Origin of the sequence: Frigoribacterium sp. NBH87 (assembly GCF_014217665.1) — a bacterium.
GTDB classification, from domain to species: domain Bacteria; phylum Actinomycetota; class Actinomycetes; order Actinomycetales; family Microbacteriaceae; genus Frigoribacterium; species Frigoribacterium endophyticum.
On sequence record NZ_CP043650.1, the window covers coordinates 400,871 to 425,947 of the forward strand.

At 70.5% G+C, this 25,077-nt stretch carries 20 protein-coding genes; 13 read left to right on the plus strand and 7 right to left on the minus strand.

All coding sequences use genetic code 11. From position 1 onward, the window contains the following. The first annotated feature begins 4 nt into the window (after positions 1-4). The 11 genes from uvrB to F1C15_RS01945 all read left to right on the plus strand — a co-directional run bounded on the left by uvrB (position 5) and on the right by F1C15_RS01945 (position 13,906). Complete coding sequence (gene uvrB / locus F1C15_RS01895) at positions 5-2,071, plus strand: excinuclease ABC subunit UvrB (RefSeq protein WP_056054801.1); 2,067 nt, start codon at positions 5-7, stop codon at positions 2,069-2,071. After that, entirely contained in the window at positions 2,061-2,960 is a 900-nt protein-coding gene (locus F1C15_RS01900; protein ID WP_185232667.1) for an SDR family NAD(P)-dependent oxidoreductase, read from the plus strand. The genes uvrB and F1C15_RS01900 overlap by 11 nt, the downstream gene beginning before the upstream one ends. A gap of 58 nt (positions 2,961-3,018) precedes the next feature. Further along, positions 3,019-5,979: an excinuclease ABC subunit UvrA gene (uvrA, locus tag F1C15_RS01905; protein ID WP_156369928.1), complete on the plus strand. Its 2,961-nt coding sequence runs from the start codon at positions 3,019-3,021 to the stop codon at positions 5,977-5,979. Next, the gene (uvrC, locus tag F1C15_RS01910) at positions 5,976-7,904 is read left to right on the plus strand and encodes an excinuclease ABC subunit UvrC (RefSeq protein ID WP_185232669.1); all 1,929 of its coding nucleotides are present in this window, start codon (positions 5,976-5,978) and stop codon (positions 7,902-7,904) included. The genes uvrA and uvrC overlap by 4 nt, the downstream gene beginning before the upstream one ends. Positions 7,905-7,948: 44 nt before the next feature. Then, positions 7,949-8,830, plus strand: coding sequence for an RNase adapter RapZ (rapZ, locus tag F1C15_RS01915; protein ID WP_056054810.1), 882 nt, complete (start codon positions 7,949-7,951; stop codon positions 8,828-8,830). 141 nt (positions 8,831-8,971) lie between these two features. Next, positions 8,972-9,952 (plus strand): DNA-binding protein WhiA, encoded by a 981-nt coding sequence (gene whiA / locus F1C15_RS01920; RefSeq protein WP_056054813.1) that lies wholly within the window; start codon positions 8,972-8,974, stop codon positions 9,950-9,952. A gap of 162 nt (positions 9,953-10,114) precedes the next feature. Next, positions 10,115-11,119 carry a type I glyceraldehyde-3-phosphate dehydrogenase gene (gap, locus tag F1C15_RS01925; RefSeq protein WP_056054816.1) on the plus strand — a complete coding sequence of 335 codons (1,005 nt, stop codon included), beginning with the start codon at positions 10,115-10,117 and terminating at the stop codon, positions 11,117-11,119. An 86-nt stretch (positions 11,120-11,205) separates the two neighbouring features. Then, positions 11,206-12,417 carry a phosphoglycerate kinase gene (gene pgk, locus F1C15_RS01930; RefSeq protein WP_185232671.1) on the plus strand — a complete coding sequence of 404 codons (1,212 nt, stop codon included), beginning with the start codon at positions 11,206-11,208 and terminating at the stop codon, positions 12,415-12,417. Then, entirely contained in the window at positions 12,411-13,199 is a 789-nt protein-coding gene (tpiA, locus tag F1C15_RS01935; RefSeq protein ID WP_185232673.1) for a triose-phosphate isomerase, read from the plus strand. The genes pgk and tpiA overlap by 7 nt, the downstream gene beginning before the upstream one ends. A 99-nt stretch (positions 13,200-13,298) precedes the next feature. Next, the gene (secG, locus tag F1C15_RS01940; RefSeq protein ID WP_056054823.1) at positions 13,299-13,550 is read left to right on the plus strand and encodes a preprotein translocase subunit SecG; all 252 of its coding nucleotides are present in this window, start codon (positions 13,299-13,301) and stop codon (positions 13,548-13,550) included. Further along, positions 13,550-13,906, plus strand: coding sequence for an RNA polymerase-binding protein RbpA (locus F1C15_RS01945; protein ID WP_056054826.1), 357 nt, complete (start codon positions 13,550-13,552; stop codon positions 13,904-13,906). Before secG ends, F1C15_RS01945 begins: the two co-directional genes overlap by 1 nt. A 160-nt stretch (positions 13,907-14,066) precedes the next feature. Here F1C15_RS01945 and pgl read toward each other — a convergent pair whose 3' ends face one another. The 6 genes from pgl to tkt form a co-directional block, all read right to left on the minus strand. Further along, entirely contained in the window at positions 14,067-14,837 is a 771-nt protein-coding gene (pgl, locus tag F1C15_RS01950) for a 6-phosphogluconolactonase (RefSeq protein ID WP_056054829.1), read from the minus strand. 14 nt (positions 14,838-14,851) lie between these two features. Continuing rightward, the gene (locus F1C15_RS01955) at positions 14,852-15,799 is read right to left on the minus strand and encodes a glucose-6-phosphate dehydrogenase assembly protein OpcA (protein ID WP_185232675.1); all 948 of its coding nucleotides are present in this window, start codon (positions 15,797-15,799) and stop codon (positions 14,852-14,854) included. Beyond that, positions 15,796-17,331, minus strand: coding sequence for a glucose-6-phosphate dehydrogenase (zwf, locus tag F1C15_RS01960; protein ID WP_056054834.1), 1,536 nt, complete (start codon positions 17,329-17,331; stop codon positions 15,796-15,798). The genes F1C15_RS01955 and zwf overlap by 4 nt, the downstream gene beginning before the upstream one ends. Positions 17,332-17,406: 75 nt before the next feature. Continuing rightward, positions 17,407-19,002, minus strand: coding sequence for a glucose-6-phosphate isomerase (locus F1C15_RS01965; protein ID WP_185232677.1), 1,596 nt, complete (start codon positions 19,000-19,002; stop codon positions 17,407-17,409). Then, positions 18,999-20,129, minus strand: coding sequence for a transaldolase (gene tal, locus F1C15_RS01970; protein WP_167259197.1), 1,131 nt, complete (start codon positions 20,127-20,129; stop codon positions 18,999-19,001). The genes F1C15_RS01965 and tal overlap by 4 nt, the downstream gene beginning before the upstream one ends. 26 nt (positions 20,130-20,155) lie before the next feature. Beyond that, positions 20,156-22,249 carry a transketolase gene (gene tkt / locus F1C15_RS01975; RefSeq protein ID WP_056054840.1) on the minus strand — a complete coding sequence of 698 codons (2,094 nt, stop codon included), beginning with the start codon at positions 22,247-22,249 and terminating at the stop codon, positions 20,156-20,158. Positions 22,250-22,548: 299 nt separating this feature from the next. Between tkt and F1C15_RS01980 the strand changes: the two genes are divergently transcribed. Together F1C15_RS01980 and F1C15_RS01985 are read left to right on the plus strand one after the other, a co-directional pair. Next, positions 22,549-23,472: a heme o synthase gene (locus F1C15_RS01980; protein ID WP_056054843.1), complete on the plus strand. Its 924-nt coding sequence runs from the start codon at positions 22,549-22,551 to the stop codon at positions 23,470-23,472. Between the two features lie 4 nt (positions 23,473-23,476). Continuing rightward, complete coding sequence (locus F1C15_RS01985; protein ID WP_185232679.1) at positions 23,477-23,923, plus strand: GNAT family N-acetyltransferase; 447 nt, start codon at positions 23,477-23,479, stop codon at positions 23,921-23,923. Positions 23,924-23,980: 57 nt separating this feature from the next. On the opposite strand, the gene F1C15_RS01990 is transcribed toward F1C15_RS01985, so the two are convergent. Next, positions 23,981-24,949, minus strand: a complete 969-nt coding sequence (locus F1C15_RS01990) for a heme A synthase (protein WP_370543612.1) — start codon at positions 24,947-24,949, stop codon at positions 23,981-23,983. Positions 24,950-25,077: the final 128 nt, after the last annotated feature.

Here is a 25,077-nt window from a genome sequence, read left to right on the forward strand (position 1 = left end):
AGGCATGGAACCGACCCGAAGTGTCCGCCCGTTCGAGGTCGTCAGCGAGTACGAACCGAGCGGCGACCAGCCCGCGGCCATCGCCGAGCTGGCGGGTCGCATCAACGCCGGTGAGACCGACGTCGTCCTGCTCGGCGCGACCGGCACGGGCAAGTCCGCCACCACCGCGTGGCTCGTCGAGCAGGTGCAGCGTCCGACGCTCGTGCTCGCCCACAACAAGACCCTCGCGGCCCAGCTCGCCAACGAGTTCCGCGAGATGTTCCCGCACAACGCGGTCGAGTACTTCGTCTCGTACTACGACTACTACCAGCCCGAGGCCTACGTCCCGCAGACCGACACCTTCATCGAGAAGGACAGCTCGATCAACGCCGAGGTCGAGCGGCTCCGCCACTCGACCACGAACTCCCTGCTCAGCCGCCGCGACGTCATCGTCGTCAGCACCGTGTCGTGCATCTACGGCCTCGGCACCCCGGAGGGCTACCTCGAGGCCATGATCGCGCTCCAGGTGGGCCAGCGCATCGACCGTGAGACGCTGATCCGCCGCTTCGTCTCGATGCAGTACCAGCGCAACGACATCGACTTCTCGCGGGGCAACTTCCGCGTGCGCGGCGACACCATCGAGATCATCCCGATGTACGAGGAGCTCGCCATCCGCATCGAGATGTTCGGCGACGAGATCGAGGCGCTGTACGCCCTGCACCCGCTCACCGGTGACGTCGTCAAGACCCTCGACGCCGTCTCGGTGTTCCCCGGCTCGCACTACGTCGCGGGCACCGACGTCATGCACCGAGCGATCGGCACCATCAAGGAGGAGCTGGCGGGTCGGCTCGCCGAGCTCGACCAGCAGGGCAAGCTGCTCGAGTCCCAGCGCCTGCGGATGCGGACGACGTTCGACCTCGAGATGATGGAGCAGATCGGCTTCTGCAACGGCATCGAGAACTACTCTGCGCACATCGACGGTCGCGGTCCGGGGGAGGCGCCCCACTGCCTCCTCGACTACTTCCCGGACGACCTCCTGGTCGTCATCGACGAGTCGCACGTCACCGTGCCGCAGATCGGTGCCATGTACGAGGGCGACGCCTCGCGCAAGCGCACGCTGGTCGACCACGGCTTCCGCCTGCCCAGCGCTCTCGACAACCGGCCCCTGAAGTTCGAGGAGTTCCTCGACCGGGTCGGCCAGAAGGTCTACCTCTCCGCGACGCCGGGCAAGTACGAGCTCGGCATCACCGACAGCGTCGTCGAGCAGATCATCCGCCCGACCGGCCTCATCGACCCCGAGATCGTCGTCAAGCCGTCCGAGGGCCAGATCGACGACCTCCTGGAGGAGATCCGCACCCGGACGGAGCGCGACGAGCGCGTCCTCGTCACCACGCTGACGAAGAAGATGGCAGAGGAGCTCACCGACTTCCTCACCGAGGCCGGGGTCCGGGTCCGGTACCTCCACTCCGACGTCGACACCCTGCGTCGCGTCGAGCTCCTCACCGAGCTGCGTCAGGGCGTCTACGACGTCCTCGTCGGCATCAACCTGCTCCGTGAGGGGCTCGACCTGCCCGAGGTCTCCCTGGTCGCGATCCTCGACGCCGACAAAGAGGGGTTCCTCCGGTCGTCGACCTCGCTGATCCAGACCATCGGCCGTGCAGCCCGCAACGTCTCCGGCCAGGTGCACATGTACGCCGACGTCATGACCGCCTCCATGAAGCAGGCCCTCGAAGAGACCGATCGACGTCGCGACAAGCAGATCGCGTACAACACCGAGCACGGCATCGACCCGCAGCCGCTCCGCAAGAAGATCGCGGACATCACGGCGGCGCTGGCTCGGGAGGGCGCCGACACGGCGGCCCTCCTCGCCGGGCGCGACGGCAAGAAGCGGTCTCCCACCCCGAACCTCAGGCGCGAGGGCAAGGGCGCGGCGGCGGCCAACGGCATCGAGTCGATCATCGCCGACCTCAACGAGCAGATGCTCCAGGCCGCGGCCGAGCTGAAGTTCGAGCTGGCCGGGCGGCTCCGCGACGAGGTCGCCGACCTCAAGAAGGACCTGCGACAGATGGAGGCGGCGGGCCATGTCCGCTGACCGCCTCCGAGTCGTCGTCACGGGTGCGACCGCGGGGCTGGGCTACTTCGCCGCCGAGCGCCTGGCCGCCCAGGGGCACCGGGTCGTCCTCGCCGCCCGTGACCCGGAACGCGCCGTCCGCGCGGCGGACGCCGTCCGTGAGCGCGTCGCGGGGGCGGACGTCGAGACGGTCGACCTCGACCTCGCCGACCTCTCCTCGGTGCGCTCGGGGGCGGACGCCCTCGCCGCAGGCGGCCCCGTGGACGTCCTGCTCGCCAACGCGGGCGTCGTGGGCCAGCGGCGACGCCAGACGACGGCCGACGGCTTCGAGCTGCAGTTCGGCACGAACCACCTCGGCCACTTCGCCCTCGTCTCGCACCTGATGCCCGCGCTCGACGCAGCTCAGGCCGGCCGCGTCGTCCACCTCGGCAGCATCAGCCACCGGTGGGTGCGACTCGACCTCGACGACCCGATGATGGTGTCGAGCTACTCGAGCTACGTGGCCTACGCGCGGTCGAAGCTCGCCGTCATGTCGTTCGGCTTCGAGCTCGACCGTCGGCTCCGTGCCGCGGGGTCGAGCGTCACGAGCGTCGTGGCGCACCCGGGCTTCGCCTGGGAGAGCCTCAGCGATCCCCGCCCGCCCGTCGTCGAGCCCCGCCGCCCGCCGGCCGTGGTCACCTCCATGATGCACACCTTCTCGCAGGGCAAGGAGGTGGGGGCCGAGCCGCTCGTCCACGCCGCCACGGCCCCCGACGTCGTCGGAGGGGAATACTGGGGTCCGGCCGGCTGGTTCCAGCTGACCGGGGCGCCGGCCAGGGTCCCCGCGAAGCGGCACGCCCGCGACCCCCAGGCGGCCGAGCGGCTCTGGGCCGTCTCCGCCGGCCTCACCAAGACCCACCCCGCCCTGTGACGCAGGGCACGTCCTCCCACGGAGCAGGCCGACCGGCAGTGTCGGTGGTCTCCGTAGAATGGTAAGAGTGTCAATCTCTCCCGTAGATGGTTCCTCCGTGCTCAGCGTGCGCGGCGCCCGAGTCCACAACCTCGACAACGTCGACCTCGAGATCCCGAGAGACAGCCTCGTGGTCTTCACCGGCCTCTCCGGCTCAGGCAAGTCGTCGCTCGCGTTCGACACGATCTTCGCCGAGGGCCAGCGCCGCTACGTCGAGTCCCTCTCGGCGTACGCCCGGCAGTTCCTCGGCCAGGTCGACCGCCCCGACGTCGACTTCATCGAGGGCCTCAGCCCCGCGGTGTCCATCGACCAGAAGTCGACGAACCGCAACCCGAGGTCCACGGTCGGCACGATCACCGAGATCTACGACTACATGCGCCTGCTCTGGGCCCGCATCGGCATCGCGCACTGCGCGGTCTGCGGCGAGAAGATCAGCCGGCAGACCGTCCAGCAGATCGCCGACCAGCTGATGACCCTCGAGACGGGCACGCGCTTCCAGGTCCTGAGCCCCGTCGTCTCGAAGAAGAAGGGCGAGTTCGTCGACCTCTTCGCCGAGCTCGCGGCCGCGGGCTACTCCCGCGCGATCGTCGACGGGGAGCAGGTCCAGCTGTCCGCGCCCCCCGCCCTCAAGAAGCAGGTCAAGCACGACATCTCCGTCGTGGTCGACCGGCTCGTCGCCTCGCCCGAGGGCCTGACGCGCCTCACCGACTCGCTCGAGACGGCCCTCCGCCTCACCGACGGCCTGGTCACGGTCGACTTCGTCGACACCGACGCGGGCGCGGCGGGCAAGTACCGCACCTTCTCGGAGAAGCTCTCCTGCCCGAACGGCCACCCCGTGCAGCTGACCGAGGTGGAGCCGCGCACCTTCTCGTTCAACGCTCCCTTCGGGGCCTGCCCGGAGTGCTCGGGCATCGGCACCCGCATGTCGGTCGACACCGACCTCGTGCTGGGCGACCCCGAGCTGAGCCTGGCCGAGGGCGTCATCCTGCCCTGGACCAACTCGGGCAAGGGCCTCTACAACTACTTCCAGAAGCTCCTCGAGGGCCTGGCGATCGACCTCGACTTCAGCCTGCGCACGCCCTGGAAGGACCTGCCCGAGCGCATCCGCGAGGCCGTGCTCCAGGGCAACGACTTCGAGGTCACCGTGAAGTGGAAGAACCGCTTCGGCCGTGAGATGAAGTACTCGACGGGCTTCGAGGGCGTGATGCCCTACATCGAGCGCAAGTACGCCGAGGCGGAGACGGACAGCCAGCGCCAGCGCTACTCCGAGTACCTCCGCGAGATCCCGTGCACCGTCTGTGGCGGCAAGCGCCTCAAGCCGGAGGTGCTGGCGGTCACCGTGGCCGACCAGAGCATCGCCGACGTCGCCGACCTCAGCCTCGCCGACGCCTTCGCCTTCATGAACGGCCTCACCCTGACTCCGCGCGAGGCACGGATCGCCGCCCAGGTGCTCCGCGAGATCCGCGTGCGGCTCGAGTTCCTCCTCGAGGTCGGCCTCACGTACCTCTCCCTCGCCCGCTCGGCGGGCTCCCTCTCGGGCGGCGAGGCGCAGCGCATCCGGCTCGCGACGCAGATCGGCTCAGGCCTCACCGGCGTGCTCTACGTCCTCGACGAGCCCAGCATCGGCCTCCACCAGCGCGACAACCGGCGGCTCATCGACACGCTCGTCAAGCTGAAGGACCTCGGCAACACGCTCATCGTCGTCGAGCACGACGAAGACACCATCAAGACCGCCGACTGGGTGGTCGACATCGGTCCGGGCGCCGGGGTCAACGGCGGCCACGTGGTTCACTCCGGCAGCTACGAGGACCTCCTCGAGAACCGCGAGTCGTACACCGGCGACTACCTCTCCGGCCGCCGCTCGATCGAGACGCCGACGAGCCGTCGCCCCGTCGACCCCGACCGGGTCATCACGGTCGTGGGCGCCAAGGCGAACAACCTCAAGAACGTGACCGTCGAGTTCCCGCTCGGCGCGTTCGTCGCGGTCACCGGCGTCAGCGGCTCCGGCAAGTCGACGCTCGTCAACGACATCCTCTACAAGGTCATGGCCAACAAGCTCAACGGCGCCCGCCAGATCCCCGGCAAGCACCTCCGGGTCACGGGCCTCGAGGCCCTCGACAAGGTCGTGCACGTCGACCAGGCGCCCATCGGTCGCACCCCCCGGTCGAACCCGGCCACCTACACGGGCGTCTTCGACCGCATCCGCAACCTCTTCGCCGAGACGGTCGAGGCCAAGACGCGGGGCTACCTGCCGGGCCGCTTCAGCTTCAACGTCAAGGGCGGCCGCTGCGAGAACTGCGCCGGCGACGGCACGATCAAGATCGAGATGAACTTCCTGCCCGACGTGTACGTCGCGTGCGAGGTCTGCGGCGGTGCCCGCTACAACCGCGACACGCTCGCCGTCCACTACAAGGGCAAGAACATCTCCGAGGTGCTCGACATGCCGATCAGCGAGGCGGCGGTCTTCTTCGAGCCCATCTCGGCGATCTCGCGCTACATGAAGACCCTCGTCGACGTCGGCCTCGGCTACGTCCGCCTCGGCCAGAGCGCGACGACCCTCAGCGGCGGCGAGGCGCAGCGCGTGAAGCTCGCCACCGAGCTGCAGAAGCGCTCCAACGGCCGCAGCGTCTACGTGCTCGACGAGCCGACGACCGGCCTCCACTTCGAGGACGTCCGCAAGCTGCTCCTCGTGCTCAACGGCCTGGTCGAGAAGGGCAACACCGTCATCACGATCGAGCACAACCTCGACGTGATCAAGTCGGCCGACTGGCTCATCGACATGGGCCCCGAGGGCGGGGCGGGCGGCGGCTCCGTGCTGGCCACCGGCACGCCGGAGCACCTCGCGACGGTGCCGGAGAGCCACACGGGGGTGTTCCTCGCCGAGATCCTCGAGCAGGGCCACGCCGCACCCGGCCCCGCCGCCGCGAAGCGGCGCCAGGGAGCGGCCGCACGTCGCCGGGAGGCCGTCGAGGCCCGATGAGCAACACCGTCTCCTGGCGCCCCCCGGCGGGCGAGATCCCGACCGACCCCGGGGTCTACCGCTGGCGGGACGAGCGCGGCCGCGTCCTCTACGTGGGCAAGGCGAAGAACCTCCGCGCTCGTCTCAGCAACTACTTCGCGCCGCTGCCCACCCTGCACGAGCGCACCCGGCGCATGGTGCTCACCGCGCGGTCGGTGGAGTGGACGGTCGTCGGCAGCGACATCGAGGCGCTGCAGCTCGAGTACACGTGGATCAAGGAGTTCGACCCGCCGTTCAACGTCAAGTTCCGCGACGACAAGACGTACCCGTTCATGGCGGTGACCCTGGGCGACGAGGCGCCGCGGGTCATGGTGACGCGCAACCCCAAGATCAGGGGCGCGAAGTACTTCGGCCCGTACCCCAAGATCTGGGCCGTCCACGACACCATCGACCAGATGATCAAGGTCTTCCCGATCCGCACCTGCTCCGACAGCAGCTACAAGAAGGCCATGCAGACCGGCAAGCCCTGCTTCCCGGGCCAGATCGGGCGCTGTGGTGGGCCGTGCTCGCACCGGGTCTCGATCGAGGAGCACCGGGTCATCGTCGACGAGTTCGTCAAGTTCATGGGCAGCTACGACAAGCGCGTCATCGCCGAGAAGCAGAAGGCGATGAAGACCGCGGCCCTCGAGCAGCGCTACGAGGACGCCGCCCGGTACCGCGACCAGGTGCAGGCCCTCGAGGCCGTGCTCGACAAGTCCGCCGTCGTGCTCCGCGACTCCGCCGACCTCGACCTGTACGCCCTGGCGGAGGACGAGCTCGCCGCCGCCGTGCAGCTCTTCACCGTCCGCGGCGGCCGCATCCGGGGCTCGCGGGGCTGGGTCGTCGACAAGGAGATCGACATCTCCTCCGGCGACCTCGTCGAGCAGGTCCTCCAGGGCAGCTACCCGGCCGGAGCCGAGGTGCCCCGCGAGATCGTCGTCAGCGCCGTGCCCGACGACGTCGAGGCCCTCGAGGCCGTGCTGGGCGACGTCCGGGGCCGAGGGCGCGTGCAGGTGCGGTCGGCCCAGCGGGGGGAGAAGGCCGCGCTCATGCAGACGGCCATGCTCAACGCGCAGCAGTCGCTGATGCTGTACAAGACGCGACGGAGCGCCGACTTCGCCACGAGGTCGACCGCCCTGGCGGACATCCAGGAGGCGCTGGGCATGACCGAGGCGCCGCTGCGGATGGAGTGCTACGACGTCTCGCACCTCTCGGGCACCAACATCGTCGCGTCGATGGTGGTCTTCGAGGACGGCCTCCCGCGGAAGGACCAGTACCGCCGCTTCAGCATCCCGCAGTCCACCGACGACACCGAGTCGATCTACCAGACGCTCAGCCGTCGGCTGGCCCGCCTCGACGACGAGCTCGCCCCGGTGGAGGAGGTCGGCGAGCAGCGCAAGCGCTTCGCCTACCGTCCGAACCTCCTCATCGTCGACGGTGGCCAGCCCCAGGTGGCCGCCGCTCGCCGTGCCCTGGACGACGCCGGCGTGACCGACATCGCCCTCTGCGGCATCGCGAAGCGGCTCGAGGAGATCTGGCTGCCCGACGACGACTTCCCCGTCATCCTGCCCCGCAACTCCGACGCCCTGTTCCTCATCCAGCGCATCCGGGACGAGGCGCACCGGTTCGCCATCACGTTCCAGCGCCAGCGACGGAAGCGCGACGTCGCGACGCAGCTCGCGGAGATCCCCGGCCTCGGGCCCGCTCGCGTGGCGGGGCTGCTCAAGCACTTCGGCTCCGTCAAGCGGCTCAAGCAGGCCGACGTGGAGGAGATCTCGTCCATCCGGGGGATCGGCCCGACCCTCGCGGCGGCCGTCGTCGGGCGGCTCGGGTCGACGAGCGACGCCGAGGTCGCCGAGGCGGACGACGCCCGCCCCGAGCCGGACCAGGCCACCGCGGCCGTCTAGGATCACACCCACCCCGTGCCGACACGATCGAAGGTCACCTCCCCATGAGCGACGCGTCAGAACAGCAAGAGGTCCTCATCGTCTCCGGCATGTCCGGGGCCGGTCGCTCGACCGTCGGCAACGCCCTGGAGGACCTGGGCTGGTACGTCGTCGACAACCTGCCCGCCCAGATGCTCCGACCGCTGCTCGACCTCGCCGAGCGTGCGGGGGACTCCCTCCCGAAGATCGCCGCCGTCGTCGACGTCCGGGGCGGGCGCCTCTTCTCCGAGGCCCAGGAGGCGGTGCGCACGCTCCGCGAGAGCATGCCCAGCAAGGTGCGGGTCCTCTTCCTCGACGCGACCGACGCCGTGCTCGTGCGTCGGTTCGAGCAGGTCCGCCGGCCGCACCCGCTCCAGGGCGACGGCACGCTGCTGGACGGGATCCTCGCCGAGCGGGCCCGGATGGAGGAGCTGCGGGAGACGAGCGACGTGATCATCGACACGTCCGAGCTCAACATCCACCAGCTCGCGACGGCCGTGACGGAGCGCTTCGCTGAGTCCGAGCGACCCGGCGTGCAGGTGACCGTCCTCAGCTTCGGCTTCAAGTACGGCCTGCCCGCGGACGCCGACAGCGTGGGCGACGCGCGATTCCTCCCCAACCCGTTCTGGGTGCCCGAGCTCCGCTCGCAGAACGGTCTCGACGAGCCGGTCACGAGCTACGTGATGGCGCAGGACGGCGCCCGCGAGTTCGTCGACTCCTTCGCGGCGGCCCTCCGCCCGGTGCTCGCCGGCTATCAGCGCGAGAACAAGAGACACGCTACGATCGCCATTGGCTGCACGGGCGGCAAGCACCGATCGGTCACCCTCGTGGGCGAACTGGCTGCGATCCTGCGTGACCTCCCCGGCGTCGCCGTCAGCGTGAAGCACCGCGACCTCGGTCGTGAGTGAGCCGGCGTCCGCACCGACGGGCACCGGCCGTCCGTCCGACCTGACGGCGTCGCCACCAGCCCGACACCCCTCGACGACCGAGCCCCGGAGGCACGCCCCCGTGGCCTCGTCGACCATCGACAGAGACAAGGACCCGCACCTGTGGCACAGACCGCCGACGTCAAAGAAGAGCTCGCCAAGGTCGAGGTGACCCGCACGACCGTGCGCGCCGCCGAGGTGGCGACGATCCTGCGGTTCGCCGGCGGGCTGCACGTCATCTCGGGGCGCATCGCGGTGGAGGCCGAGCTCGACAGCCCTGCCATCGCCCGACGGGTCCGCAAGGACCTCGCCGAGCTCTACGGCGCCCGGAGCGACGTCTCGATGATCGGGGCCTCCGGTGCCCGGCGCACGGCGCACTACCTCGTGCGCGTCCACGAGGCGGGCGAGACGCTCGCCCGGCAGACCGGCCTGATGGACCAGCGTCGTCGTCCCGTCCGCGGGCTGCCGAACCGGCTGACGACGGGTTCGCGCGACGACCTGGCCGCGATCTGGCGCGGAGCCTTCCTCGCCCAGGGGTCGTTGACCGACCCCGGGCGCTCCGCCTCGCTCGAGGTGGTCTGCCCCGGCAACGAGGCCGCGATGGCCCTCGTCGGCGCGGCGGGTCGGCTCGGCGTGCCCGCGAAGGCCCGCGAGGTCCGGGGCGTGCACCGCGTCCTCGTCCGTGACGGCGAGGCGATCAGCGCCATGCTCGCCGTCATGGGAGCCCACAAGAGCGTGGGGGAGTGGGAGGAGATGCGCCAGCGCCGCGAGGTGCGTGCCACCGCCAACCGCCTGGTCAACTTCGACGACGCCAACCTGCGGCGCTCCGCCGAGGCCGCCGTAGCCGCTTGCGCCCGCGTCGAGCGCGCCATGCAGCTCCTCGGCGACGACATCCCCGAGCACCTCGCCTACGCGGGCCGCCTGCGCCTCGCCCACCGCGACGCCAGCCTCGACGAGCTCGGCCACCACGCCGACCCGCCGATGACGAAGGACGCCGTCGCCGGCCGCATCCGTCGCCTCCTGGCCATGGCCGACAAGAAGGCCTCCGACCTCGGGGTCGCCGGCACGGAGGCCAGCCTGCCCTCCGACCTCGACCTCCGCTAGGGGCACGGCCGGGGCACGTCTCATCACGACGCACACGCACCCCCGGCTGGTACTGTGACAAACGGTCCGGCTCCCCGACCGCACTGGTCTGAGAGCCCTCCGAGGGCCTGGTCGCCCGCCCCCTCCACGCGTCCCCGTGACGCCTGATCAACAGGAGTTCCCTTGACCGTCAAGATCGGCATCAACGGCTTCGGTCGCATCGGCCGCAACTACTTCCGCGCAGCGCTCGCCAAGGGCGCCGACATCGAGATCGTCGCCGTCAACGACCTCACCGACAACGCGGCCCTCGCGCACCTCCTCAAGTTCGACTCGATCACGGGCCGCCTCGACGCCACGGTCGAGCTCGACGGCGACTCGATCGTCGTCGACGGCAAGCCGATCAAGGTCCTCGCCGAGCGCGACCCCGCGAACCTCCCCTGGGGCGAGCTGGGCGTCGACATCGTCATCGAGTCGACCGGTTTCTTCACCAAGGCAGAAGACGCGCGCAAGCACATCACCGCCGGCGCCAAGAAGGTCCTGATCTCCGCGCCCGCCACGGGCGACGACGCGACCATCGTGCTGGGCGTCAACGAGGGCATCTACGACCCCGCCTCGCACCACATCATCTCGAACGCCTCCTGCACCACGAACAGCCTGGCGCCGCTGATGAAGGTGTTCCTCGACAACTTCGGCGTCGAGCGCGGCCTGATGACGACGGTGCACGCGTACACCGCCGACCAGAACCTCCAGGACGGCCCCCACAAGGACCCGCGTCGCGCCCGCGCCGCGGCCGTCAACATCGTCCCCACCTCGACGGGTGCGGCCAAGGCCATCGGCCTGGTCATCCCCGAGCTCGCCGGCAAGCTCGACGGCTACGCGCTGCGGGTCCCGGTGCCGACCGGCTCGATCACCGACGTCACCCTCGAGACCTCGACCCCCGTCACGGTCGAGCAGATCAACGCCGCCTACAAGGCCGCTGCCGAGGGCGAGCTGAAGGGCATCCTGGCCTACTCGGAGGACCCGCTGGTCTCCAGCGACATCACCACCGACCCGCACTCGTCGATCTACGACTCGGGCCTGACGAAGGTCATCGGCAACATGGTGAAGATCACGTCGTGGTACGACAACGAGTGGGGCTACTCGAACCGCCTCGTCGACCTCACCGAGTACGTGGCCGACCGCCTCTAGCCGGTCAGCGAACACCCCCAGCACGAACCCCCCGGAGGCGGTCAGGCACGAGCCTGACCGCCTCCGTCGCAGAGAAGAGAACGAGAATGACCCTCCGTACCCTCGATCAGCTCGGAGACCTGGGCGGGAGGCGCGTCATCGTCCGGTGCGACCTCAACGTCCCCCTCGCGGACGGCGAGATCACCGACGACGGCCGCGTCCGCGCGTCGCTGCAGACCCTGAACCAGCTCCTCGACCAGGGAGCGCGAGTCGTCGTCATCTCCCACCTGGGCCGACCCGACGGTCAGCCGGTCGAGAAGTACAGCCTCCGGCCCGTGGCCCAGCGGCTCAGCGAGCTGCTCGGCAAGAGCGTCGGCTTCGTCGCCCAGACGGTCGGCGACGAGGCCACCGCCGCGGTCGACCAGCTCGAGGACGGTCAGGTGACCGTCCTCGAGAACCTCCGCTTCAGCGCCGCCGAGACGTCGAAGGACGCGGGGGAGCGCCGTGCGTTCGCGGAGCAGCTCGCACAGCTGGGCGACGTCTTCGTCTCCGACGGCTTCGGCGTCGTGCACCGCGAGCAGGCCAGCGTCTACGAGCTCCCGCAGCTGCTGCCGAGCGCCGCGGGCACGCTCATCTCCGCCGAGCTCGAGGTCCTGGAGCGCCTGACCGAGAAGCCCGATCGCCCCTACGCCGTCGTCCTCGGAGGCTCGAAGGTCAGCGACAAGCTCGGCGTGATCGAGCACCTCCTGCCGCGCGTCGACTCGCTCCTCATCGGCGGCGGCATGCTCTTCACCTTCCTGGCCGCCCAGGGGCACCCGGTCGGCAAGAGCCTCCTGGAGGCCGACCAGCTCGACCGCGTCCGCGGCTACGTCGCCGAGGCGCAGGAGCGCGGGGTCCGCCTCGTGCTGCCCACCGACGTCGTCGTCGCCTCGGCCTTCGCCGCCGACGCCGAGCACACCACGGTCGCCGTGGACGGCATCGAGTCGTCCGAGCTCGGCCCGGAGGCCCTCGGGCTCGACATCGGGCCCGACACCGCGGCGGCCTTCGCGGAGATCATCTCCTCGTCGTCGACGGTCTTCTGGAACGGCCCCATGGGCGTCTTCGAGTTCGACGCCTTCGCCACGGGCACCCGCGTCGTCGCGCAGGCGCTGACGGAGGTGGACGGGCTGGCCGTCGTCGGCGGAGGCGACTCCGCCTCCGCGGTGCGCTCCCTCGGCTTCACGGACGACCAGTTCGGACACATCTCCACCGGTGGTGGAGCCAGCCTCGAGTTCCTCGAGGGCAAGAAGCTCCCCGGACTGGAGGTCCTCGGATGGTGACCACGCGCACGCCCCTCATCGCCGGCAACTGGAAGATGAACCTCGATCACCTGCAGGCGATCGCCTTCGTCCAGAAGCTCGCCTGGAGCCTGAAGGACGCCAAGCACGACTTCTCCTCGGTCGAGGCGGTCGTCTTCCCGCCCGCGACCGACCTCCGCAGCGTGCAGACGCTGCTCGACGCCGACAAGCTCGAGCTGGGCCTCGGCGCCCAGGACCTCTCGAGCCACGACTCCGGCGCCTACACCGGCGAGATCTCCGGGGCGTTCCTGCGGGCCCTCGACGTGCAGTACGTGCTCGTGGGGCACTCGGAGCGTCGCACCCTCCACGCCGAGGGCGACGACGTCGTCGCGAGCAAGGTCGCGGCGGCCCACCGCCACGGCCTCGTACCGATGATCTGCGTCGGCGAGACCGCCGCCGACCTGGAGGAGCACGGTCCGAGCGCGGTCCCCGTGGCCCAGCTCCGCGCCTCCCTGGCGGAGGTCCCCGCCGACTCCGAGATCGTCGTCGCCTACGAGCCGGTCTGGGCCATCGGCTCCGGTCAGGCTGCGACGCCCGAGCAGGCGCAGCAGGTCTGCGCCGCCCTGCGCCAGGCGCTCGTCGAGATCGCCGGCCCCGACCGGGCCGCCTCGACGCGCGTCCTCTACGGCGGCTCCGTGAAGTCGACCAACATCGCGTCGTTCCTGCGGGAGCCCGACGTCGACGGCGCCCTGGTCGGCGGAGCCAGCCTCGACGTCTCGGAGTTCACGAGCATCGTCCGCTTCCGCTCGCACGTCGGCGTCTGACGGGACGTCGGGTTCGGCAGCCCGCCCGCGCGGGCGAGCCGCCGGACCCGACGCTCCGGTTATACTCGTCTACGGTCTCACCGCATCGAAAGGCGTTCCGTGGAAATTCTCCAGGTCATCCTGCAGGTGTTGCTCGGCATCACGAGCCTCCTGCTGACCCTGCTCATCCTGCTGCACCGCGGTCGCGGCGGCGGTCTCTCCGACATGTTCGGCGGCGGTGTCACGAGCAACCTCGGGGCGTCCGGCGTCGCCGAGCGCAACCTGAACAGGATCACCGTGTTCCTCGGCCTGGTGTGGATCACCTGCATCGTCGTCCTCGGCCTCATCACCAAGTTCTCGGCGGTGAGCTGATGGCCTCCGGCGGCAGCGCGATCCGTGGCTCCCGCGTCGGTGCGGGCCCCATGGGCGAACAGGACCGAGGCTTCCACGCCGAGCGGGTCACCATCTCCTACTGGGACGCCCTCGGCAACGAGGTCGTCCGTCACTTCGCGGCCAACGTGCCCGACGACGAGATCCCCGAGACCGTCGACTCGCCGTCCACGGGCCTGCCCGCCGGTCGCGACAAGGAGAACCCGCCGACCGTCGCCAAGCTCGAGCCCTACAAGACGCACCTCGCCTACGTGAAGGAGCGTCGCACCGAGGAGGAAGCCGCTCAGCTCCTCGAGGAGGCGCTGCAGCAGCTGCGCGTCCGCCGCGGCAAGGCCTGACCCACCAGCGACACCACGACGAAGCCCCCTGTCCCGTCGGACAGGGGGCTTCGTCGTGGTCCGCGCCTCCCCGGCGGCGGGCGCCACGCCCCGACGAGGAGCGGACGCAACGACGCCCCGCCCCCCGCGAGGAGGGACGGGGCGTCGGCCGTGTTCCGTGTCAGTACGTGGAGGCGATGAGGTTCTCGGGCACCTCGGCGGCGGCGTCGCGGTCGACGAAGAAGACCGTGCGCTTCCGGCCCTTGACCCCGGCGACGGGCACCTGGTCTGCGCCGGCGCCGGCGAGGGCGAGCCCCAGCGACGAGGCCTTCTCGGCCCCGGCGAGGATCATCCAGACGCGCTGCGACTCGTTGATGACCGGCAGGCTCAGCGTGAGCCGCACGGGCGGGGGCTTGGGGGAGTCCTCGACGACCAGGACCGTGGGCTCCGTCATCCGCACCTGCGGTGCGTCGGGGAAGAGCGACGCGACGTGGCCGTCGGGGCCGACGCCGAGCAGGGTGATGTCGAAGCGCGGAGCGAGGTCGTCAGCCTGAGCGTGCTCGTGCAGCTCTCGGCGGTACAGCTCCGCGGCGGCCTCGACGTCGGCTGCGTCGCCGACGGCGGCGAACCGGTGCACGTTCTCGGGCAGCAGCCCGATGTGGTCGAGCAGGTCGATGCCGGCCTGGTGGTCGTTGCGGTCGGGGTGCCCCGCCTCGACCCACCGCTCGTCGGCCCACCAGATCGAGACCTTCGACCAGTCGACGCTGTCGCGGGCCGGCGACGCGTTGATGGCGGCGAGCACGAGGGTGCTCACCGAACCTCCGCTGACCACGACCGAGGCGTAGTTCTGCTCTTCGATCACGTCGATGATCTTGGTGATGAACCGCGCGGCCACCGAGGCGCCCAGCGATTCCTTGTCAGGGTGAACCAGCACCCGGCGTTCGTTCGTCACAGTGTCAGTCTGCCCTAGTTGCTCTCGACGGGGACGTCCAGCAGACGGACCCCGTTCCTCACGACGTTCCCGAAGAGGTCGTCGGCGTCGAGTCTACGGAGTTCCTCGGCGAGGCAGTCACGGAGCGACCGGCGTGGCAGCGAGAGGTCGTGCGTCGGCTGGCCGGGCTGTGTCAGCGTCGCCACGTCGACGACGGAGCGCTCCAGCTCGATGACGCCGGAGTCGCGGACGAGACGCACGCCGTGGATGCCGCTCGAGCCGGTGGCGCCGATCGTCTCGTCGCCCTCGACGGTCACCTGGAGCTGCAGGCGCAGCCACGCCGCGAGCAGCACGGTCGAGGGGGAGTCGGGCGCGCCGCTCACCTGGACTCCGATGACGGGCTCGTAGGGCGGCTGGTCCAGCACGGCGGCGAGCTGAGCGCGCCACAGCGTGAGCCGCGTCCAGGCGAAGTCCGTGTCGCCGGGGGCGTAGGAGCCGCCGAGGTCGATGATCGACTGTCGAGGGTCGGGCTGGCTGGCCGCGTCGGTGATGCGCCGCTGCGCGATGCGCCCCAGCGCCGACTCCGACACGACGTCCGGGTGCTCACGGGGCCACCACACCACGACGGGCGCGTCGGGCAGGAGGAGGCCCGTCACGAGGCCCTCCTCGTCGCTCGCGGTGTCGCCGTAGGCGCGCAGGAGGATGACCTCGCTGGCCCCGGCGTCGCCGCCCACGCGGATCTGCGCGTCGAGGCGCGCGTCGTCGGTGGTCTCCTCGCGGGACGTGGAGATGACGATGACGCGCATCGGGTGCTCGCGGGAGGCCTCGTTGGCCGCCTCGATGGCCTCTTCCTCCTCGCCGAGGTGGGTCGAGATGATGAGGGTCAGCACACGGCCGAGAGCGACCGCACCGCCCTCCTCGCGGATCTTGACCAGCTTCTTCTGGACGCGGCTGATGGTGCTGTCGGGCAGGTCGACGATCACGGACGCCTCCAGGTTCGGCCGTCACGGGCCATCAGGTCATCGGCGGACTGGGGGCCCCAGGTGCCGGGGCGGTACTGCTCGGGCTGGCCCTGGGTCGCCCAGAACTCCTCGATCGGGTCGAGGATGCGCCAGGACAGCTCGACCTCCTCGTGACGGGGGAAGAGCGGGGGATCGCCGAGCAGCACGTCGAGGATGAGTCGCTCGTACGCTTCGGGGCTCGCCTCGGTGAACGCGTGGCCGTAGCCGAAGTCCATCGTGACGTCGCGCACCTGGGTCCCGATGCCGGGCACCTTCGAGCCGAAGCGGAGGGTCACTCCCTCGTCGGGCTGGACGCGGATGACGAGGGCGTTCTGGCCGAGCGAGGTCTGCGTCCCGAAGATGTTCTCGGGGACCTGCTTGAAGACGACGGCGATCTCGGTGACGCGACGGCCGAGGCGCTTCCCGGCCCGGAGGTAGAACGGCACGCCCGCCCACCGCCGGGTCGCGATCTCGAGCTTGACCGCCGCGAAGGTCTCGGTGACGCTCTCGGGGTTCATGCCCTCCTCGTCGAGGAAGCCGAGGACCTTCTCACCGCCCTGCCATCCGCCGGAGTACTGGCCCCGCGCTGTGCCGGCCGCGATGTCCTCCGGGATGCGGACGGCCGAGAGGACCTTCTCCTTCTCGGCACGGAGGTGCGAGGCCTCGAACGTGACGGGCTCCTCCATCGCGGTGAGCGCGAGGAGCTGCAGGAGGTGGTTCTGGATGACGTCGCGCGCGGCGCCGATGCCGTCGTAGTAGCCGGCCCGACCGCCGACGCCGATGTCCTCGGCCATGGTGATCTGCACGTGGTCGACGTAGTTCGAGTTCCAGAGGGGCTCGTACATCTGGTTGGCGAAGCGCAGGGTCAGGAGGTTCTGCACCGTCTCCTTGCCCAGGTAGTGGTCGATCCTGAAGACCGAGTCGGGGTCGAAGACGCTCTCGACGACGGCGTTCAGCTCGCGGGCGGTCCTGAGGTCGCTGCCGAAGGGCTTCTCGATGACGACACGGCGCCAGGCACCGTCCTTCTCCTCCGCCAGGCCGGAGTTGCGCAGCTGCTCCGTGACCATCGGGAAGGCCTTGGGCGGGATCGACAGGTAGAACGCGTGGTTGCCCATCGTGCCCCGCTCACGGTCGAGCTCCTCGATGGTGTCCTTGAGCCGCGTGAAGGCCTCGGCGTCGTCGAAGACGCCCTGGACGAAGCGGAACCCCTCCTTGAGCTGACGCCAGACGTCCTCGTCGAAGGGGGTGCGCGCGTACTGCTTCACAGCCTCGTAGACGACCTGCTCGAAGTCCTGGCCCTCCCATTCGCGACGTGCGAAGCCGACCAGCGCGAAGCCCGGGGGCAGGAGGCCCCGGTTGGCGAGGTCGTAGACGGCGGGCATCAGCTTCTTGCGGGAGAGGTCTCCCGTGACCCCGAAGATGATGAGTCCGCTGGGGCCCGCGATGCGAGCCAGACGGCGGTCGGAGGGCAACCTCAGCGGGTTGGACTCCGGCGTGATCTCCACCGGTGACATCTGTCTCTCGTTCCTTGGTGATCGTGGTGTGCGTGCCGCTGACGGGTGGGCGGGCGCCGCGGCGCCCGCCCACCGTCAGCGGAGAGCGCCCCGCAGCGCGGGGAGCAGGGCCGACGGGTCGTCGACCGTGAGGGTGAGCACCGGCCGTCCGTGGGCGGCCAGCACCTCAGCGTCCCCCGCCGCCTGCGCGTGGAGGAGCTCGCCGAAGGTGAAGGGCGCGCCGGGCACGGCGAGGTCGTCCTCGGTGCCCTGGACGATCTGGAGGAAGACCCCCGTCGCCGGACCGCCCTTGTGGTACTGGCCCGTCGAGTGGAGGAAGCGGGGCCCCCAGCCGAAGGTCGTCGGCCGCTCGGCGCACTCGGCGGTCCACTCGCGGAGCGCGAGCAGGTCAGCGTGCGCGTGGCGGTCGACGTAGGCCTGGATCGCGACGTAGCCGTCCGCCGGCAGCTCCGCGAGCAGGGCGGCGACGGCGGACTCGAGCGAGCCACCGACGACGAGCCCAGACGAGGCACGCACGGCGACGCCGCCCGAGACGAACGCGGGGGGCACGGTCTCGGGCCGAGCGGTGAGCAGCTCCCGGGTGGCCTCCTTCGCCGACTCGACGTCGGGCTGGTCGAAGGGGTCGATGCCCAGGAGACGACCCGCGACGGCGACGGCGTACTGCCAGAGCAGGAAGTGGCCGCCCAGCGACGCGGAGACCTCGACCTCGCCCTCGGCCACGTCGAAGGTCTCCAGCTCGTCCGCCACGAGGCGGATGATCTGGACGTCGGCGAGATCGCCCCGGACCTCGCGACCACCAGGGCCGACGACGACGGGGAGGAGGCCGCGCCCGCGCTTGCCCGTCGACTCGGCGAGGAGCTGCTCGGCCCAGTCGGCGAGCCCGATGATGTGCGTCCCGTCGGCGACAAGCGCGATCTTGTCGCGGAGGGGAGAGGTGCCGGCGAGCACCGCGCCGAGCACGAGGCCCGGGTTGGTCTCGTCGTCCTGCGCCAGCTCGACCGAGACCGCACCGGCCTCGGACAGCAGCGACCGGACGTCGGCGCCGGCGAGACCGGCCGGGACGAGGCCGAAGGCCGTGAGGGCGGAGAAGCGACCGCCCACCGTGGGGTCGGCCAGGAACACGCGGTGCCCGGCCTCGCGAGCCCGGGCCTCCAGGGGAGACCCCGGGTCGGTGACGACGACGATGCGCTCGGCAGCGTCGAGGCCTGCCGCGTCGAACGCGGCGGTCCAGGCACGGAGGTGCGCGTCGGTCTCCACCGTCGAGCCGGACTTCGACGACACCACGAGGACGGTGCGGTCGAGACGATCGCCCAGGGCCCGTCGTACCTGCCCCGGTTCCGTGGCGTCGACCACCGTGAGCTCGACGCCCGCGGTCCGGGCGATCACCTCGGGAGCGAGGGAGGAGCCACCCATGCCCGAGAGGACGACATGGTCGAGACCACGAGCGCGGAGCTCCTCACGGAGCGACTCGATCTCGGCCAGGAGCGGCGTCGAGACGGCGACGGCCTCGGTCCAGCCGAGGCGCCGCGCCGCCTCGGGCTCCGCCTCGGGCCCCCACAGGGTGGGGACCTGAGCCGTGATGCCCGAGGCGACGAGGTCGCCGACCAGCTGCGGGACGATCCGCTCGACCGCGGCCGCGGCGTCGCCGCGGACAGCGATCGAGATGGTCACTCGGCGGAGCCGGCCGTCGGGACGGCTGCCTCGAGGGCAGCGCTGACGGTGTCTAGCAGCTCGTTCCAGGAGACGATGAACTTCTCGACGCCCTCCTTCTCGAGCAGCTCGGTGACCTCGTCGTACGAGACGCCCTGGGCCGCGATCGCGTCCATGACCTCGTTCGCCGAGGCGTACGACGACGAGATCGTGTCGCCACGGATCTCGCCGTGGTCGAACGTCGCCTCGAGCGTCTTCTCCGGCATGGTGTTGACGACGTCCTGCGCGACGAGCTCGACGACGTAGGTGGTGTCGAGGACGGCCGGGTCCTTGACGCCGGTCGACGCCCAGAGCGGACGCTGCTTGTTGGCGCCGGCGGCGAGCAGGCCCGCGGCACGCTCGGTCGCGAAGGCCTGGGTGTACACCTCGTAGGCCAGCTGGGCGTTCGCGACGCCCGCCTTGCCCTTGAGGGCCGTGGCCTCGTCGGTGCCGACGGCGTCGAGGCGCTTGTCGATCTCGGTGTCGACACGCGACACGAAGAAGGACGCCACCGAGTGGATCTCGCTGATGTCGATGCCGGCGGCCTTGGCCTGCTCGAGACCGGTGAGGTAGGCGTTGATGACGGCGCGGTAGCGCTCGAGGCTGAAGATCAGCGTGACGTTGACGCTGATGCCCTGCGCGATGACGGCGGTGATGGCCTCGAGGCCCTCGACGGTCGCCGGGATCTTGATGAGCGCGTTGGGGCGACCGACCTTGGCGGCGAGCTTGATCGCCTGATCGACGGTGCCCTTCGCGTCGTGGGCCAGGCCCGGCTCGACCTCGATCGACACGCGGCCGTCGAAGCCGTTCGTCGTGTCGTAGATCTCGCGGAAGATGTCGCTCGCGCGGGTGACGTCGTCCGTCGTGATCTCGAAGACGGCGTCGGTCACGCTGACGCCGGTCTTGGCGAGGAGGGCGACCTGGTCGTCGTAGGCCTCGCCCTTGGCGAGGGCCGAGGCGAAGATCGTCGGGTTGGTCGTGACGCCCACGACGTTGCGCTCGGCGATGAGCTTCTGCAGCCCGCCCGAGTTGATGCGCTCACGCGAGAGGTCGTCGAGCCAGATGCTGACGCCGGCGGCGGAGAGCTGTGCGGTGTTCGAATCGGTCATGTCGTTCTTCTCTTTTCTGCCGGCGCTCAGAGAGCGGCCAGCGAGTCCTTGGCGGCGGCGACGGCGGCTTCGGTGGTGATGCCGAACTCGCGGTAGAGCGTCTTGTAGTCGGCCGAGGCACCGAAGTGCTCGATCGACACGCTGCGACCGGCGTCGCCGACGATGCCGCGCCACGGCATGGCCACACCGGCCTCGATCGAGACGCGGGCCTTGACGGCCGCGGGGAGCACGGCCTCCTTGTACGCGGCGTCCTGCTCGTCGAACCACTCGAGGCTCGGAGCCGAGACGACGCGGGCGTTCACGCCCTCGCCACGGAGGACCTCACGGGCCTCGACGGCGATCTGGACCTCGGAGCCGGTCGCGATGAGGATCACGTCGGGCGTGCCGCCCGGGGCCTCGGCGAGCACGTAGGCGCCCTTGGCGACGTTGGCGGCGGAGGCGAAGGTCTCGCCCTCCGCGTCGCCGGTGCCGCGCTCGAAGACCGGCAGGTTCTGACGGCTCAGCGCCAGGCCGGCGGGGCCGCTGTGGCGGTCGAGGATGGTCTTCCAGGCCCACGCGGTCTCGTTGGCGTCGGCGGGGCGGACCACGTCGAAGTCGGGGATCGCGCGGAGGGCGGCGAGCTGCTCGATCGGCTGGTGGGTCGGGCCGTCCTCGCCGAGGGCCACGGAGTCGTGGGTCCAGACGTAGGTGACGGGCGACTTCATCAGCGCGGCGAGACGCACGGCGGGGCGCATGTAGTCGCTGAAGATGAGGAAGGTGCCGCCGAACACGCGCGTGTTGCCGTGCAGGGCGATGCCGTTCATGATCGAGCCCATGGCGTGCTCGCGGATGCCGAAGTGCAGGACGCGGCCGTAGGGGTTGCCCTGCCACTCGTGGGTGGACCACTCGGTGGGGACGAACGAGCCGCCGCCCGCGATGGTCGTCAGGTTCGACTCGGCGAGGTCGGCCGAGCCGCCCCAGAACTCGGGGACGACGCCGGCGATGGCGTTGATCACCTTGCCGGAGGCGGCACGCGTCGACACCTCCTTGTCGGCGGGGAAGACCGGGAGGGCCTCGTCGAGCCCCTCGGGCAGCTCGCCCGTGAGGACGCGGTCGAGGAGGACCTTCTTCTCGGGGTTGGCCGTGGCCCACGCGTCGAAGGAGGTGCGCCACTCGGCGTGCTGCGCCTGGCCACGCTCGACGGCGCCGCGGGTGTGCTCGAGCACGGCGGGGTCGACGTCGAAGGTCTTCTCCGGGTCGAAGCCCAGGACCTCCTTCAGGCCCGCGAGCTCCTCGGCGCCGAGCGCCGAGCCGTGGATCTTGCCGGAGTTCTGCTTCTTGGGCGAGGGCCAGCCGATGATGGTCTTGAGGACGATCAGCGAGGGCTTGCTCGTCTCGGCCTTGGCGGCCTCGATCGCCTCGAAGAGGGCGGCGACGTCCTCGACGTACTCGCCGGTCTTCTTCCAGTCGACGACCTGGACCTGCCAGTCGTAGGCCTCGTAGCGCTTCTGGACGTCCTCCGTGAAGGCGATGTTCGTGTCGTCCTCGATGGAGATCTGGTTGCTGTCGTAGATCACGACGAGGTTGCCGAGCTGCTGGTGGCCGGCGAGCGAGGAGGCCTCGCTGGTGACGCCCTCCTGCAGGTCGCCGTCACCGGCGATGACGTAGACGAAGTGGTCGAACGGCGAGGTGCCGACGGCGGCCTCGGGGTCGAAGAGGCCGCGCTCGAAGCGGGCGGCGTACGCCATGCCCACGGCGGAGGCGAGGCCCTGGCCCAGGGGACCGGTCGTGATCTCGACGCCGTCGGTGTGGCCGTACTCGGGGTGGCCGGGGGTCTTGCTGCCCCAGGTGCGGAGCGCCTTGAGGTCGTCGAGCTCGAGGCCGTAGCCGCCCAGGTAGAACTGCACGTACTGGGTCAGCGAGCTGTGGCCCACCGAGAGCACGAAGCGGTCGCGACCGATCCACTCGCTGTCGCTCGGGTCACGACGCATGACCTTCTGGAAGAGGAGGTACGCGGCGGGCGCGAGGCTCATCGCCGTGCCGGGGTGGCCGTTGCCGACCTTCTCCACGGCGTCGGCCGCGAGCACGCGGACGGTGTCGACGGCCTTGTTGTCGATGGATTCCCATTGCAGATCTGCCACTGGAAGTTGACCCTTCTTGTTGCGAACTGCGCGGGGTCGATGCGGACCCGCGCGGACATGCGCCTGCCGAGACGTCGTCGGCTGCGGCCGCACGTTCACAACGATGTGGAGATCAGGACAGGGAGGTGTTCGTTCCGGTGTCGGGAATCCAGCGCGGAGCAGACGTGCAACTGGCAAGCACCTGCCAGTATAGGGACGTACCGAGGTCGCGTGCCCGCAGGTGACGCCCGGTGCCGTGTCAACGCGGACGTTCATCGCCTAGACTCTCCTGGCACCCCGTTCGTCTCGTTAGAGGACTCATGACCGCAGCCATCGACACCCGCCCCGACACCGCACCCCGGGGCTTCCGTCGCAAGGCTCGAGCGTACGTGGCCCTCACCAAGCCCCGCGTGATGGAGCTCCTGCTCGTCACGACGGCCCCGACGATGTTCCTGGCCCAGGGCGGCGTCCCGAATCTCTGGCTCGTGCTCGCCACCCTCGTCGGCGGGGCGCTCAGCGCCGGCTCGGCCTCCGCGTTCAACTGCTACATCGACCGCGACATCGACCGCATCATGAAGCGGACCCAGGGCCGCCCCCTCGTCACCGGCGAGGTGACCGACCGCGAGGCGCTCGTCTTCTCGTACGTGGTGGGCGTCGCCTCCATCGTCTGGCTGGCCCTCACCGTCAACCTGCTGTCGGCGGCCCTCTCGCTCGGCGCCATCCTCTTCTACGTCGTCGTGTACACCCTCTGGCTCAAGCGCCGGACCCCGCAGAACATCGTCTGGGGCGGCATCGCGGGCTGCATGCCCGTCCTGATCGGCTGGGCTGCCGTGACGAACGACCTGAGCTGGCCTCCCGTCATCCTCTTCATGGTGATCTTCCTCTGGACGCCGCCGCACTACTGGCCGCTGTCGATGAAGTACCGCGACGACTACGCCGCCGCCGACGTCCCGATGCTCGCCGTCGTGCGGGGTCGTTCGCTGGTCGGACTCCAGGTCATCCTCTACGCCTGGGCCACGGTCGCCTGCTCGCTGCTCCTCGTCCCCGTGGCCGGCATGGGCGTGCTCTACACCGTGGTCGCCGCCGCGAGCGGTGCCTGGTTCATCTGGGAGTCCCACCGCCTCTACAGCCGTGCCATCCAGCAGGTCGCCGAGGTCCGTCCCATGCGCGTCTTCCACAGCTCCATCACCTACCTGACGCTGCTCTTCCTGGCCGTGGGCGTCGACCCGCTCCTGCCCTTCTAGGCCCGTGCCCGCCCCCGGCTGGTCCACGCGTCCGGCGCGCCCCGGCGACGTCGACGCCCTGGCCGACCTCAAGCTCCACGCCCTCCGCGACGACCTCGAGCGGGCGGGCGTCTGGCGCCCGTCGTACAACCGCGCCCGGTTCGTCCGCGAGTTCGTCCCGTCCGAGACCACCGTCGTCGTCGACGCCGAGGGCCGTGTCGTCGGCTGCCTCGCCGTCCACCCCGAGGGCGGGACGACCTGGCTGCGCCACTTCTACCTCCGTGAGGAGGCGCGCGGCCGGGGCCTCGGCACCCGTCTCGTCACCGAGGCCGTCGCCGCCGTCACCACGCCCACGGTCACCCTCGACGTGCTGACCGGGAGCCGCGTCGAGACGCTCTACCGCCGCCTGGGATTCGTCCCGGTCTCGGACGACGGGGTCGACACGATCATGCGGCTGGACCTGCGCCGCTGACGACGACGGCGCCCCGCCCCGAGACCGGGGCAGGGCGCCGAGGAGGCGGTGCGGGCGTCAGACGCGGAGCTCGGCCTCACGGACGGGCGCCTCGACCTCGTCGGGCTGCTGGTCGTTCGTCAGGGAGAGCAGCACGGCCGTCATCGCGGCGACGAGGAGCGCGGCCAGCACCATGTGGCTGCCGACGAGCACGGGCGGCAGCCCCGTGCGGGCCTGGAGCAGCCCGACGGCGATCTGCACGACCTCCACGGCGAGCAGCAGGAGCGGGAAGCGCCGGGGGAGGCCCGCGCGGAGGGTCCAGGCGACGAGCGCGACGGTGAGCAGCAGGGTCGCGTAGGCGGGCCAGCTGTGCACGTGCTCCATGACCTCGGGAGCGAGGCCGTTGCGGGGGGTCGCGGCGTCGCCGGCGTGCGGCCCGGCGCCGGTCGTGAGGATGCCGACGACGACAGTGACGGCCACGACGACGGCCGCCGCCCGCGCCAGGAGGGCGTAGCCCCGGGGAGTCGCGGCGCGGGTGCCGCGAGGACCGTGCAGCACCCGGTACACCAGCACCGTCGTCAGGGCGACCAGCACGACGGACACCACGAAGTGCGCCCCCACGATGTACGGGTTCAGGCCCGTCAGGACGGTGATGCCGCCGAGGACCGCCTGGAACGGGATGCTGAGTCCCTGGACGAGGGTGATGCGGAAGAGCTCAGGGCGCACCCTGCGGATGCGCAGCACGGCGAGGAAGGCGAGGATGACGACGAGCGTGAGCACGAAGGTCAGCAGCCGGTTGCCGAACTCGATGACGCCGTGGATGCCCATCTCGGGCGTCGACACGAAGGAGTCGTCGGTGCAGCGCGGCCACGTCGGGCAGCCCAGGCCGGACCCGGTGAGCCGCACCGCGCCTCCGGTGCCGATCAGCAGGACCTGGCAGACGAGCGACGCCCAGGCGATGAAGCGCACCCGCGAGTCGACCGTCGTGGGCAGCCACGCCCAGGCTCTCGACAGCACGCCCGGGGTGGTCTGGTCTGCCTTGCTCACAGTCTCCTGCCTTTCGTCGATTTCAGGACTCCGCCCTGTAGAATCGACGGGTTCAGGAACACAACCCGGCACGGCGTCGACGGAGACGCCGCGAGACAGCTGAGGCGGACGAGCACCACGGGGTCGAG

Bases quoted from the DNA above. Each gene is read 5' to 3' on its own strand.
- uvrB (WP_056054801.1), top strand. From the start codon at position 5: ATGGAACCGACCCGAAGTGTCCGCCCGTTCGAGGTCGTCAGCGAGTAC.
- F1C15_RS01900 (WP_185232667.1), top strand. From the start codon at position 2,061: ATGTCCGCTGACCGCCTCCGAGTCGTCGTCACGGGTGCGACCGCGGGG.
- uvrA (WP_156369928.1), top strand. From the start codon at position 3,019: ATGGTAAGAGTGTCAATCTCTCCCGTAGATGGTTCCTCCGTGCTCAGC.
- uvrC (WP_185232669.1), top strand. From the start codon at position 5,976: ATGAGCAACACCGTCTCCTGGCGCCCCCCGGCGGGCGAGATCCCGACC.
- rapZ (WP_056054810.1), top strand. From the start codon at position 7,949: ATGAGCGACGCGTCAGAACAGCAAGAGGTCCTCATCGTCTCCGGCATG.
- pgk (WP_185232671.1), top strand. From the start codon at position 11,206: ATGACCCTCCGTACCCTCGATCAGCTCGGAGACCTGGGCGGGAGGCGC.
- tpiA (WP_185232673.1), top strand. From the start codon at position 12,411: ATGGTGACCACGCGCACGCCCCTCATCGCCGGCAACTGGAAGATGAAC.
- F1C15_RS01945 (WP_056054826.1), top strand. From the start codon at position 13,550: ATGGCCTCCGGCGGCAGCGCGATCCGTGGCTCCCGCGTCGGTGCGGGC.
- zwf (WP_056054834.1), bottom strand. From the start codon at position 17,331: ATGTCACCGGTGGAGATCACGCCGGAGTCCAACCCGCTGAGGTTGCCC.
- tal (WP_167259197.1), bottom strand. From the start codon at position 20,129: ATGACCGATTCGAACACCGCACAGCTCTCCGCCGCCGGCGTCAGCATC.
- F1C15_RS01980 (WP_056054843.1), top strand. From the start codon at position 22,549: ATGACCGCAGCCATCGACACCCGCCCCGACACCGCACCCCGGGGCTTC.